General features: G+C 71.9%; 12 protein-coding genes. 7 read left to right on the top strand and 5 right to left on the bottom strand.

What is annotated here, in order from left to right; genetic code table 11:
* Positions 1 to 71 precede the first annotated feature (71 nt).
* The 5 genes from BLU09_RS08130 to BLU09_RS08110 all read right to left on the bottom strand — a co-directional run bounded on the left by BLU09_RS08130 (position 72) and on the right by BLU09_RS08110 (position 3,722).
* Positions 72 to 1,004, bottom strand: coding sequence for an Immediate early protein ICP0 (locus BLU09_RS08130; RefSeq protein WP_244171526.1), 933 nt, complete (start codon positions 1,002 to 1,004; stop codon positions 72 to 74).
* 78 nt (positions 1,005 to 1,082) lie between these two features.
* Positions 1,083 to 1,592, bottom strand: a complete 510-nt coding sequence (locus BLU09_RS08125; RefSeq protein ID WP_090487914.1) for a hypothetical protein — start codon at positions 1,590 to 1,592, stop codon at positions 1,083 to 1,085.
* Position 1,593: 1 nt separating this feature from the next.
* A complete protein-coding gene (gene hemF, locus BLU09_RS08120; protein ID WP_090487912.1) occupies positions 1,594 to 2,499 on the bottom strand; it encodes an oxygen-dependent coproporphyrinogen oxidase in 906 nt (301 codons plus the stop codon).
* An 83-nt stretch (positions 2,500 to 2,582) separates the two neighbouring features.
* Positions 2,583 to 3,341, bottom strand: a complete 759-nt coding sequence (locus tag BLU09_RS08115) for a hypothetical protein (RefSeq protein ID WP_090487910.1) — start codon at positions 3,339 to 3,341, stop codon at positions 2,583 to 2,585.
* A 90-nt stretch (positions 3,342 to 3,431) separates the two neighbouring features.
* A complete protein-coding gene (locus BLU09_RS08110) occupies positions 3,432 to 3,722 on the bottom strand; it encodes a DUF3467 domain-containing protein (RefSeq protein ID WP_011556689.1) in 291 nt (96 codons plus the stop codon).
* A 75-nt stretch (positions 3,723 to 3,797) separates the two neighbouring features.
* On the opposite strand from BLU09_RS08110, the gene BLU09_RS08105 reads away from it, so the two are divergent.
* The 7 genes from BLU09_RS08105 (at position 3,798) to BLU09_RS08075 (ending at position 12,436) form a co-directional block, all read left to right on the top strand.
* Positions 3,798 to 4,604 carry an alpha/beta hydrolase gene (locus BLU09_RS08105; protein ID WP_090487907.1) on the top strand — a complete coding sequence of 269 codons (807 nt, stop codon included), beginning with the start codon at positions 3,798 to 3,800 and terminating at the stop codon, positions 4,602 to 4,604.
* Positions 4,605 to 4,669: 65 nt separating this feature from the next.
* Entirely contained in the window at positions 4,670 to 5,398 is a 729-nt protein-coding gene (locus tag BLU09_RS08100) for an ABC transporter ATP-binding protein (RefSeq protein ID WP_090487905.1), read from the top strand.
* Positions 5,395 to 7,935 carry an ABC transporter permease gene (locus BLU09_RS08095; RefSeq protein ID WP_090487903.1) on the top strand — a complete coding sequence of 847 codons (2,541 nt, stop codon included), beginning with the start codon at positions 5,395 to 5,397 and terminating at the stop codon, positions 7,933 to 7,935. The genes BLU09_RS08100 and BLU09_RS08095 overlap by 4 nt, the downstream gene beginning before the upstream one ends.
* 3 nt (positions 7,936 to 7,938) lie before the next feature.
* Positions 7,939 to 9,177, top strand: a complete 1,239-nt coding sequence (locus tag BLU09_RS08090; protein ID WP_090487901.1) for a lipocalin-like domain-containing protein — start codon at positions 7,939 to 7,941, stop codon at positions 9,175 to 9,177.
* Between the two features lie 188 nt (positions 9,178 to 9,365).
* Complete coding sequence (locus BLU09_RS08085; protein WP_244171525.1) at positions 9,366 to 10,241, top strand: toxin-antitoxin system YwqK family antitoxin; 876 nt, start codon at positions 9,366 to 9,368, stop codon at positions 10,239 to 10,241.
* Between the two features lie 164 nt (positions 10,242 to 10,405).
* Positions 10,406 to 12,043 (top strand): ligand-binding sensor domain-containing protein, encoded by a 1,638-nt coding sequence (locus BLU09_RS08080; protein ID WP_090487897.1) that lies wholly within the window; start codon positions 10,406 to 10,408, stop codon positions 12,041 to 12,043.
* Positions 12,044 to 12,211: 168 nt separating this feature from the next.
* Positions 12,212 to 12,436 carry a hypothetical protein gene (locus BLU09_RS08075; protein ID WP_090487895.1) on the top strand — a complete coding sequence of 75 codons (225 nt, stop codon included), beginning with the start codon at positions 12,212 to 12,214 and terminating at the stop codon, positions 12,434 to 12,436.
* Positions 12,437 to 12,464 lie beyond the last annotated feature (28 nt).

The following is a 12,464-nucleotide window of genomic DNA, read 5'->3' as shown; positions in this document are numbered from 1 at the left end:
CAACCTAGCACAAGCGGACACAATCCAAGGAGATTCGCGCCGGCGAAGGCGCCGCCGGCGGGCCGACGGGCCTAGAGGCTGACGAGCGCCGTCACGGCCAGCGCGATGGCCAGCAGCACCAGCAGTGCGCCGAACGTCACCCGGTCCCACTGCCCCTCCGCCACCGCCCCGTCGTCCGGCCCCGCGCGAAAGCGGTGCAGCACGTTCCACAGCATCCGCGCGCCCAGGCGGCGGTTCGTCCCACGTCGGCGCGGGGCGTCCCCGGCTTGCTGCGCGTCCTCTGAGGAAGAGGCCTCGTCGCGTGGACGCAGCGCGGGCAGGACGGGGCCGTGAAAGGCCGTGGCCGCGCGAGCGCCGGCCGCCTGGACCAGCGGCTGCTCGGCGGGCCGGGCTGCGGCTTCCTCGGAGTGGCGCACCTCGGGAGGTGGCTCCAGCCGCACCTGGGCGGCCCGCGTCCGGGCTTCGGCGGGGGTGCGGGCTTCCATCACCCACAGGCCCCGCGTCACGCCGTCCTCGCCGGTGTGCGCGTCCCGCAGCTCGGCGAAGCCCTGCCCCTCCAGCGCCTCGCGGAAAGCCTGGCGCGCCTCGGGCTGGGGCGGGTGCCGCGCCGCCGCCGTGGCGTAGGCCGTGTAGAACGCCCACAGCCGCGTGGCTCGCTCCGAGCCCGGCACCTGCGGCGGCGACAGATGCGAGGCCAGCAGCGCCGCGTCCGCCCCGAAGCGCTTCCCCAAGGCCTCCTGCCCCGGCGTGTCCTCCAGGCCCGGTGGCACCAGCTCCGCCACCGACTTCACCGGCGCGCGCTCCTGGCCGCCCATGGGGGGGTGCAGGGGCGGCGGCAATCGCGGGCGGAAGTTGTCCCCCGGCCGGGGCGGCTGCGCCGGCGGGCCCCAGTCCTGGAGCCGAGGCCCCGGCGCGCCCCGACCTTCGGGGCGTCTGGCGCCACCACCGCCCCCCAGCGAGCGGAGGGCGCGATCAATCACGTTGGGGATGCGGAAGGAGGGCATGGGCAATGCCTCATTCTGGCTTGGGGAGGCCCGGCTCCCTGATTTTCGGCGGACGGAAGCGCGGGGTTGCGCGACGGACTATTCGCCCTCGCGCTCCACCTCGATGGGCGTCGTCATTCCGTTGGCATCCAGACGAACGCGGTAGAGGGAGTTCAGCCCGTCACCGTCGAAGTCCCCCCGCGCGATGCAGGACACCTCCGGCTCGCCCACGGGGCTCTCCTGCACCACCACCTGGTACTGGAATCGGACCTTTCCGTCGGGCTCGAAACCAATCCGGTGAAAGGTTTCGTCCTTGGGGAAAGCCACGGCCCTGCCGCCGCGCGGGACCTCCTTCGGCGTGGGGCCCGCGGTGACGTAGACGCCGTGCTCATCGCGGTAGGCCTGGACGGCGTCACACAGCGTGAGCACGTTGACGCGGGCCTCGGCGTCGCTGGGGGGCGCCGCCTGTGTACCGGGGGGGCTTTCCGAACAATGCGTCACCAGCAAGTGGCCCGCGGTCACCGCGATCACGCCGCCGACGACGATGGGATGGGCCCGACTCCTCGTCCTCCGGACCGGCGCATTCCAGTCCGGCTCATTCAAACCCATCTCAGCCTCCTCTCGCCCAGTCGCGTGGCTGGCGCAGCACCTCCACCAACCGAGCCTCCGGCGTTCCGGGCTCGGGGTGGTAGTCGTAGCGCCAGCGGACCTGGGGCGGCAAGGACATGAGGATGGACTCGATGCGCCCGCGCGTCTCCAGTCCGAAGACGGTGCCCCGGTCATAAACGAGGTTGAACTCCACGTAGCGCCCGCGCCGCACCTCCTGCCAGAAGCGCTGCCCCTCCGTCACTGGCGTGTCCTTGCGCCGCTCGGCGATGGGCAGGTACGCGTCCAGGAAGGCCCGGCCGCAGTCCTGGATGAAGGCGAACTCCTTCTCCAGCTCCCCACCCATGTTCTCGAAGAAGATGCCGCCCACCCCGCGCGTCTCCTCGCGGTGGCGCAGGTAGAAGTACTTGTCGCAGGCGCTCTTGAAGCGCGGGTAGTAGCCCGCGTCGTGCTTGTCACAGGCCGCCTGGTGTACACGGTGGAAGTGCGCCGCGTCCTCTTCATAGAGGTAGTAGGGCGTCAGGTCCGCGCCACCACCGAACCACGCCTTCCCGCCCTGATGGATGAAGCGGTAGTTGGCGTGCACGGTGGGCACGTGCGGGTTGCGCGGGTGCAGCACCAGGGAGATGCCACCCGCCCAGAAGTGGCGGCCCTCGCCCTGGAGCTTCTGCGCGAACTGCTCCTCCAGTTCGCCGTACACCACGGACGTGTTGACGCCGGCCTTCTCCAGCACGGCGCCGTCCTCCAGCACCCGGCTGCGTCCACCGCCGCCGCCCGGCCGGGTCCAGGAGTCCTCGCGGAAACGCGCCGAGCCGTCCAGCCGCTCCAGGCCGCCGCAGATGTCGTCCTGCAGCGACCGGATGAAGCCCGTCATCCGCTCCTTGAGGTTCTCCACGTCCACCGTCGTCATTCGCTCTCCCGAAGGCTCGGCGCGCGGGGGCGCCCGCGTCAGGCCTACACCAACTTCCCGGTCCCGCGGAGAACTCCCGCGCACTACTGCTGCATCGAGTATTCGTCCGGGGCCTCGAAGTCCACGGGCGGGACGGCCGGCGCCATCTGTCCCGCCGCGTCGAAGGCCTGGATGCGGGCCCGGTAGCTGCGGCCGTCCTCCATGGCGAAGGTGCCGCTGCAGGCCTCATGGCCGATGAAGGCGGTGTTGTTGCTCACCGGCACCACGTACTGCTGCACGCTGGGGCCAGGACGGCGCGGCTCCAGCTTCACCACCAGGTACGCCGGGCTGTCCTCCTTCAGTGACAGGTTGAGCCGCACGAAGCGGGCGGTGCCCTGCGCGGTGCGGCGAAGGAAGCCCTCGGAGACGGCGGGCCGCTTGAGCCAGCGCGGGGCCTGCTTGTCCGGCCCCTTGCCCGTGCGCCACTCGGGCAGCATGGTGCCCCGGCCGTTGAGGAGCGCCACGTTGGGCAGCGCCTCGTCCACGCGCAGCGTGTAGCGCTTGTCCGCCTCCATGGCCCCGGCGGGCTTGAGGATGACGGTGACGCGGCCCAGGCTGCTCTCCCAGCCGCGCTGCACCGCCACCTCGACGACGTGGCTGTCCGACACCAGCCGCAGCTTCTTCCCCACCAGCGCGGCCACCTGGGGGCGCGCCGTGCCGACGCCTTCCAACAGGAAGCGGGAGTTGGTGGGGATGATGGAGCCCGGTGTGGGGAAGAGCTGCACGCCATCCCCCAGGCACTGGGCCGCGGCGGAAGAGGCGTAGAGCGATACGAGCAAGGGGACCAGGAGTCTCAGCACCATGGCCCCGAGTCTGCGCGCCACCGGGCCCGAAGGCCAGCGAAGCGCCCGAGGAAACACGCGACGTGTGGGTTCCCCCGGCGAAAACGGCGCTCAGTGCATGCCGCCGTCTTCCTCTGGAATCGCGATGGGGCCGAACTTCGCCTCGTAGCGCTGGATGTTGTCCTGCATCGCCGCCACCAGGCGCTTCATGTGCTTGGGGTTGGTGATGATGCGCGAACGCACCCGGGCCTTGGGCTGCTGGGGCTGGACGTAGATGAAGTCCAGGGTGAACTCGGTGTCGGAGTGGTTCACCAGGGCCATGTTGACGTACTGACCATTGGCCACGTCTTCGTCCATCTGAATCTGCAACTGCATGTCCGGGGGCTTCGGAGTGTCCGCCATGAGGCAGGGGGCATAGCGCCTGCGCTCGCGCGTGGCCAGTGTCACGGCGTGAGCCCGTTCCCAGAAGCCGCCCCCATGGACCCGCGAAAGACGGCGCCCTTCGAGCTGGGCCGGGGCGAGGAGGTGTGCCTGCTCCTGCACGGCTTCACGGGGAGCCCCTGGGACGTACGCCCCCTAGGCGAAGCCCTGGCGGTCCGTGGCCTGCGCGTGGTGGCGCCGCGCCTGCCCGGCCATGGCACCACCCCGCAGGCCCTGCTCGACGTCACCTGGCGGGACTGGTTGGCGGCGGCGGAGCGCGCCCTGCACGCGCTCCGGGGCCACCGGAGTGTGTTCGTCGCGGGCCTGTCCATGGGCGCGCTGCTGGCGCTCGAGCTGGCCGCGCGGCATCCGGAGGAGATACGCGCGCTGACGCTGATGGCGCCCGCCGTGCGCTTCCGGGGGCCGCGCATGTTCCTGGTCCGGCAACTGGCGCGCACGCCCGTCCTGGAGTGGACGCGTCCGTGGGTGGCGAAGACGGGCACCGACATCTCGGACCCGGAGGCGCTGGCGGAAGCGCCCGTGCTGCCCGCCTTTCCCGTGGCCCGGCTGCGTGACTTGTGCACGTTGCAGGCGCTGGCCATCCGGGACGCGGCCCGCGTGCGCTGCCCCACCCTGGTGGCGGTGGCGGAGCAGGACCACGTCGTGGACCCGGAGGGCGGGCGGTGGCTCGCACGGCGCCTCAGCGCGGCGCCGTCGGTGCGCGTCCTGTCGCTGCGGCAGGGGTATCACGTCATCCCTCGGGACACGGCGGGGCCCTTGCTGGCGGCGGAGGTCGGAGACTTCCTGGCGCAGCAGCGGAGCGCCCCGTGGTGGGAGTCCGCTTCGCCCGCGGCTGGCGCCTGAGTGGGGTGCGGGCATGCGCTGAAGGTCGAGCGACGGACAGGGCATCCGTGTATGGAGAAGCCCCCATGTCCCCGCCCGACTCCCCTCCCCTGGTCGAACTGCGCGACGTCACGAAGGCCTACGCCGAAGGCGACACGACGCGCGAGGTGCTCTCCGGCGTGCGGCTCTCCTTGCGTCGAGGCGAGTTCGTGGTGCTGCTGGGGCGCAGCGGCTCGGGCAAGTCCACGCTGCTCAACCTCATCAGCGGCATCGACCTGGCCAGTCAGGGCGAGGTCCGCGTGGATGGCCGCGACCTGGGACGGATGAATGAGCGCGAGCGCACGCTGCTGCGGCGCGAGCGCATCGGCTTCATCTTCCAGGCCTTCAACCTGCTCCCCACGCTGACGGTGGAGGAGAACGTGCGGCTGCCGCTGGAGCTCAACGGCCAGGGCGGCGCGGAGGCCAGTGCGCGGGCGCGGGCATTGCTCGAGCAGGTGGGGCTCGGCACCCGCGCCAGCAGCTTCCCGGACCGGCTGTCCGGCGGCGAGCAGCAGCGCGTCGCGGTGGCCCGCGCGCTGGCCCATGAACCACCGCTGCTGCTGGCGGACGAGCCCACCGGCAACCTCGACGAGGCCACGGGACGGCAGGTGTTGGACCTGCTGGAGGCGCTGACCCGGAAGGGCAACACCTGCGCGCTCGTCGTCACCCACGAGCCCGGCCTGGTGGCCCGCGCTCACCGCGTCCTGACGATGGAGGGTGGCCGGCTGGTGGAGGTGGCGCACACGCCCATCCGCGCGATGAAGGAGGCGCTGTGAAGGGGCTGCTGGTCCGCTCCAGCCTGCGCCACCTGGGCCGCCACCCGTGGCTGACGGCCCTGTCGCTGCTGGGCATCGCGCTGGGCGTGGCGGTGGTGGTGTCCATCGACCTGGCCAGCGGCAGCGCCCTGCGCGCCTTCGAGCGCTCCACGGACGCGGTGGCCGGACGCGCCACGCACCAGCTCCTGGGCGGCGCCACGGGCGTGCCGGAGGCGGTGTACCAGGCGCTGCGCGTGCGGCCCGGCGCCCCCGTGGCCGCGCCCGTGGTGGAGGGCTACGTCCAGGCGGCGGTGGGCGACAAGCGCACGCTCACCGTGCTGGGCGTGGACCCCTTCGCGGAAGGGCCTTTCCGCGACTACGCTCGGGGCGAGGCCGTGGGGAACGTGAGCGCGCTGCTCACCGAGCCGGGCGCGGTGATGCTGAGCGCCCGCGCCGCGCGCGCCCTGGGCCTGTCCACCGGCGACACGCTGCCGGTGCGCCTGGAGGGACTGGAGAAGCCGCTGCGCGTGGTGGGGCTGCTGGAGCCCGCGGACGAGGACACCGCACGGGCCCTGGAGGCCCTGGTGCTCACCGACGTGTCCACCGCGCAGGAGCTGCTGGGGCACACCGGCCGGCTGACGCGCGTGGACCTGCGGCTGACCGGCGGCGACGCGCAGGAACGCGCCGTGGCGGCCACGCTGCCGCAAGGCCTGGAGCTGGTGCGCGCCGCCGCGCGAGCGGGCACGGTGGAGCAGATGACGCGGGCCTTCCGCACCAACCTCACCGCGCTGTCGCTGCTGGCGCTCGTGGTGGGGATGTTCCTCATCTACAACACCATGACGTTCTCCGTGGTGCAGCGGCGCGGGCTGCTGGGCCGCCTGCGCGCGGTGGGCATCACCCGGCGCGAGCTCTTCGCGCTGGTGCTGGGCGAGGCGGCCGTGCTGGGCGCGGTGGGGACCGTGGCGGGCTTGCTGTTGGGCGTGTTGCTGGCGCGAGGGCTGGTGGAGCTGGTCACCCAGACGCTCAATGATTTGTATTTCGTGGTGAGCGTGCGGCGGCTGGCGCTGGAGCCCTTCACCCTGTTCAAGGGGCTGGCGCTGGGACTGGGCGCCACGCTGCTGGCCGCGCTGGTGCCCGCGTGGGAGGCCGCGCGTTCGCCGCCGGTGACGACGATGCGCAGGTCCACGCTGGAGGACGTGTCGCGCGGGCGGGCGCCCCGGCTGGCGCTGCTGGGCCTCGGGGTGCTGGCCGCGGGCACCGTGCTGCTGCGGTGGCCCACCCAGGCGCTGCTTCCCGCGTATGGCGGCCTCTTCTCGGTGCTGCTGGGCGCGGCGCTGCTGGTGCCCTGGGCCACGCAGACGGTGTCCTCGCTGGCGGCACGGCCGCTGGGCATGGCCTTTGGTCTGCTGGGGCGCATGGCCGCGCGGGGTGTTCACACCAGCCTCAGCCGCACGTCCGTGGCGCTGGCGGCGCTGATGGTGGCCGTGGCCACCACGGTGGGCGTGGGCCTCATGGTGTCCAGCTTCCGGGGCACGGTGGTGTCGTGGCTGGACACCTCGCTCCAGGCGGACGTGTTCATCTCGCCGCCCTCGCTCGTGGCGCGGCGCGGAGGCGCGACGCTGCTCCCCGGTCTGGCGGAGACGCTGCGCGGTACGCCGGGCGTGGCGGGCAGCAGCACCCTTCGCGTGGCGAACGTGCGCGTGGACGGCGTGCCCACGGACCTGATGGCCGTCGACTTCTCGCGCACGCCGGTGCGCCCCTACACCTTCAAGCAGGGCGACGCGGAGACGGCGTGGCGTGAGCTGGAGTCCTCGCCCGACACGATTCTCGTCTCGGAGCCCTTCGGCTTCCACCGGGGCGTGGAACTGGGGGACACCGTGCGACTGGCCACGGACAAGGGCCCCCGCGACTTCCGCGTGGTGGGCGTGTACTTCGACTACGGCTCCGACGTGGGCACGCTGTTGATGCCACGCACCACCTACGAGCACTGGTTCGACGACCGGGGCATCAGCGGCGTGGCGCTGTACGCGGCGCCCGGCCAGGACGTGGATGCGCTGGTGACCTCGGTGCGCGAGCGCGCCGGAGACGCCCAGGCGCTGCTGGTGCGCGCCAACCGCTCGCTGCGGCAGGCGTCCCTGGACGTCTTCGACCGCACCTTCACGATTACGCAGGTGCTGCGGCTGCTCGCCATTGGCGTGGCCTTCGTGGGGGTGCTGAGCGCGCTGATGGCGCTGCAACTGGAGCGGGCACGCGAGTTCGCCGTGCTGCGCGCCACCGGCCTGACGCCGGAGCAACTCTGGGGATTGGTGTCACTGCAGACAGGACTGCTGGGACTGCTGGCGGGGCTGTTCTCCGTGCCGTTGGGCGTGGGGCTGGCCTACGTGCTGGTGCACGTCATCAACCAGCGTTCCTTCGGCTGGACGCTGCAACTGGCCCTGACGCCCCAGACGCTGGTGCAGGCCGTGGTGCTGGCGCTGGTGGCGGCGGCGCTGGCGGGCCTCTACCCCGCCTGGAAGATGGCGCGCGCCCACCCCGCGCTGGCGCTGCGGGAGGAGTGACACATGAGCAACGGCCGGGGACTCGTCGTGGGAACGGCGGTGGTGTTGGTGGGGCTGGCGGCGGCGGTGGTGGCCATCACCCGCGAGCCACCACTGCCCGCGCTGCGACAGGGCGGCACGCTGACCGTGGCCAGCGCCATGAGCGGCAGCACGGAGGGCTACGCGCGCGCGGTGGAGCCTCGGGACTTCCACTTCCCCGAGGACCACGGCCCGCATCCGGAGTACCGCACGGAGTGGTGGTACTGGACGGGCAACCTGGAGACGGAGGACGGGCGCGCCTTCGGCTATCAGTTCACCCTGTTCCGCAACGCGCTGGCCCCCGAGGCCGCGCCGCGTGACTCCGCCTGGGGCGCGAGCCAGGTCTACATGGGGCACTTCGCGGTGACGGACGTGGCCAGCGGCGGCTTCCACGCCTCGGAGCGCTTCAGCCGCGTGGCGCTGGGGCTGTCCGGCGCCACCGCGCAACCCTTCAAGGTGTGGCTGGAGGACTGGGAGGCAGCCAGCGCGGGCCCGTCCACCTGGCCCATGCGGCTGCGCGCGCGGACCGACGCGGTGACACTGGAGCTGCTCCTGGAGCCGGGCAAGGCACCCGTGCTCCAGGGCGACCGGGGCCTGAGCCAGAAGAGCGCGGAGCGCGGCAACGCGTCCTACTACTACTCCATGACGCGCATGCCCTCGCGCGGCACGGTGCGGGTGGACGGGCGCACGTACGCGGTGAAGGGCCACAGCTGGATGGACCGCGAGTGGAGCACCAGCGCGCTCGGCGCGAACCAGGTGGGCTGGGATTGGTTCTCGCTCCAGCTCTCCGATGGCAGCGAGCTGATGTACTACCAGCTCCGTCACCGGGACGGCTCGCCGGACGCGTTCAGCACCGGCCTGTGGGTGCCCCCCGAAGGCACGGGTGAAGCGGTGCGCGTCGGCCGCGACGACATGAAGCTCACGGTGCTGGACACCTGGAAGAGCCCGCGCAGTGGCGGCGAGTACCCGTCACGCTGGCGCATGCAGGTGGATTCGCTGGGCCTGGACCTCACCGTGACACCGCGCCTGGCGGACCAGGAGCTCCCCGTCAGCGTGCTGTATTGGGAAGGCACGGTAGGCCTGGAGGGAACGCGCGCGGGCCAGCCCCTCACGGGGCGCGGGTATGTGGAGCTGACGGGCTACGCGGACACGCAGGGGCCTCAGCGCAGGGAGTCCCAGGCGCGAGGCACGCCGGAGGCGCAATCCACGCAGAACATCCGGTAGCGCATCCTCGCCTCCAACCCGGGGGCATCCCGTTCGCCAACTCCAGACAGCCGGAAGCGCCGAACGGCCAGGGCAAACGCTTTGCCGCCTGCCTGGATTGCCCGGGCCTCCGCTCCAGTGGCACGAAGCAGGTGCCAGGGCCTTCACCGGCGCGTGCCCGGTGAGAACGGGAGCGGACCATGCAACGGATGCGAGCGAGCTTTCTGATTCGGGGCGTGGACGGAAGATTGCGACACGGCAAGGCGCTCTTCTCGGGCCTGGCGTATTCGTTGAGGCACGACGGCACGCTGGATTCGCTGATGGCGGCGTCGGAAGGTGTCATCACCGGCCCCTCCCCCGACTGGCTCCCGCTGCCCGAAGGCGGGCTGCGCGTGAACAGCGCGCTGCTGGAGATGCCCGAGGACTACGGCCCTCGCCTCTTCCAGGGCCGGCCCTTCACGGGCGTCGCCTATGCCTTCACGCGCAACGGCTACTGCACCTCCGAGGTGGAATACGCGGGCGGCTTCGCCACCGAGGTGGCCGAGCGGCGCTGGTACGTGTCGGGACAACCCAAGATGCACGTGGACGGCGGTGAGTACACGTCCTGGTTCCCCGACGGACGCATCCAGCGCCGGGGCTTGAAGGGTGAGCTCGTCTACGGCCTCAACACGCGGGACGACGGCCACCTGCGGGAGCTGGTGCTGCGGGACGCGAGCTTCCTGGACATGGAGATTTTGAGCGCGCTGACGCCGACGGAGGAGTTCCAGATGCTCGGCGGCGCCGTCGACACGGCGATGCTGCACACGCTGCGGGAGCAGACGGACATCGGCGCCGTCCCAAGACTCCGGCTGGTGCAGACCCGCGTGGGCGCGGAGGGCGTCGAAATCCTGGCCGCCTTCAAGAACCTGCGGGAGGTCTGGTTCGACGGCAACCCGGGCCTGGGGCTCCAGGAGGCCCGGAAGCTCGAGCGGCTCCGGCCCGGCTGCGTGGCGCACCACGTGGACCCCGACGCGCTCCCGCTCGTGCGCAGGCCTCGCGTCCTGTCCTCCGCGGCCAACGGACACACGGCACGTCCCCGAGGGTGAGGCGTCCGGGTTCCCGGTGAGGGCAGCGCGGAGCCCTGCCGATTCCTCGGCCATCCCCCTGCCCCACCCCACGGCCCGGCATTCCCCCCTGGCACCCTGCTTGCCTCTGGAGTCAGGACGCGAAGTGACGCGTCCAAAGACAGACGCCGGAGGCGGACCCAGGTATGAGCGGACTTGGACAGGGCAGGTGGTGGGCGGGCGTGCTCGGGCTGACGTTGCTGCTGAGCTGTCATGGCGGCGAGCAGCTCCAGTCGCCGCCGTCCACAGACGATGGGATTGGCGAAGGGAACGAACCACCCCCCACCGAGCCGCCCGGAGAGCCACCACCGGGCGAAGGCGAGGAGCCGCCGCCCGTGGGTGAAGAGGTTCCGGACTCGGGGACGCCCGTGGACCCACCCCCGGTGGAGCCCGACGCGGGCACGAACGGTCCCGTGGGCGGCGAACCCATTCCTCCTGACAGCGCGAACTGGCGCTTCTGGGGTACCGCCGAGGGCGGCCCTCGCGAGGTCCTGGGTGTCACCCAGGACGAGGGAGGCAACATCTGGGTCGCGGGCGGCGAGGATGGCCTGTGCCTCCTGCGTCCGGGCGCCACCGCCCTGCGTTGCTACACCCTGGCGGACGGCCTGAAGCCCTGGGCGCCGTGGAAGGGCAAGGACCCAGCGCCCGAAGCGCGCTACCTCAAGGTCCTCTCGGTGACGGGTGGCCCCGCGGGCACCGTCTTCGTCGGCTACGAGGGCCGGCCCAACTGCGAGAGCGAGTTCTACAAGGCCCCCGGCGTATTCGAGGACCCCGCCATCTACAAGAGCGGTGACGCGGACCGCGTGGAGCTCCAGCCGGACGGAACGCTCCGCGTGGTGCACTACGACATCCACTCGCCCGCGCACTCCGTGCCCGGTTACGGCCACCGCGAGAAGCTCTGCTCGGTGAACCGCATCATCTGGGACAAGGCACGCAACAGCCTGTGGTTCGCGTCCAACCACGGCCTGGCGTGGGGTGAGCCCGACTATCAGGGCGGCGAGGCGTGCGCCAACGCCGAGGTCGTCGCCGCCAACGCGTGGGTGTACACGGGGGGCGAGAAGCGCCAGCGCTGCAAGTTCGGCGTCATGGAGCACGTCCATCCCGCCATCGCGATGGGCGACGGCACCAGCGAGGACAGCCGGCTCGCCGGAGACGTCTGGGGCGTGGCGGTGCGGCCCGACGGCGACGTCTGGCTGGGCACGCACATCCGGACCACGCGGTTCAAGATCATGACCAACGCCGTGGGCCACGAAGGCACCGGCGCGCCATGGAACTTCGAGATGGCGCGCAAGCAGAGCGAGGAGAAGAAGCACGTCGCCAACCGCATCGACCTGTGGCCGGACGCCGTGGCCGAGCCCCAGTTCCCCACCCATGCGCAGCGCAAGGACGACCTGGTGAGCGACCTGGTGCTGATGCCGGACGGCACCGTCTGGGTGTCCAGCTTCGCGTGGGGCCTGGCGAAGCTGAGCGACGCCGGGCTGGTGACGGGCTACCTGCTGGAGGGCGACGGCGACCGCAACATCTCCTCGCTGGAGCTGGACACGCGCGACGGCAGCCTCTGGATTGGCCACCGCTGGGGCAAGGGCCTGAGGCGCATGCACGGCGAGGGGGCCTTCGTCAGCCACAACCCGGCGCTCGGAGGGCTGTCCGCCCTGCCCGTCTGGGACATCCAGATGGTGGGCAGCGGTGACGCGCGCAAGGTGCTGGTGGCCTTCAGCGCCCAGCGGGACGCGACGGGCGCCATCGTCCGCCCTGGGGCCATCGGCGTCTACAGCGGGAAGTAGGCAGACCGGCTGGCTGCCTCCCGTGCCTGCCAGGGGGCCCGGGAGGCACTTCCTTCGGCCAGGGCTGCCCCCGGCGGAGGGAAGCGTCAACTTGAGGGCACTCCGCGCCCACGGGGCATCTCCGCCTCGGCGGGAGCGCTCAACGCATCGACGAACAGAGGAGCCACCATGTCGCTACTGGACAACATCTTGGGGAATCGTCGCAGCTCGGGCTTCGGTGGATGGAACCGGGGCCGGAGCAGGTATGGGCGCCGGGGCCACGGTGGTTATGGCCGCGGCCGGGCGGCCTCGAGCGGCGTGTTCGGCAGCTCGCTGGGCCGCATCGCCCTGGGCGGGCTGGCCGCGTTCGGCCTCCGGAAGGTGCTCGGAAACCGGCGCCCCTACGGCTACTAGCCGCGCCGCCGGGCAGGAAGCTCGCCTG

The sequence above is a fragment of the Myxococcus virescens genome (genome assembly GCF_900101905.1).
Classification (GTDB): Bacteria; Myxococcota; Myxococcia; order Myxococcales; family Myxococcaceae; genus Myxococcus; species Myxococcus virescens.
The sequence above is the reverse complement of the archived record's forward strand: the minus strand, read 5'-3'. Positions and strand labels throughout refer to the sequence as shown.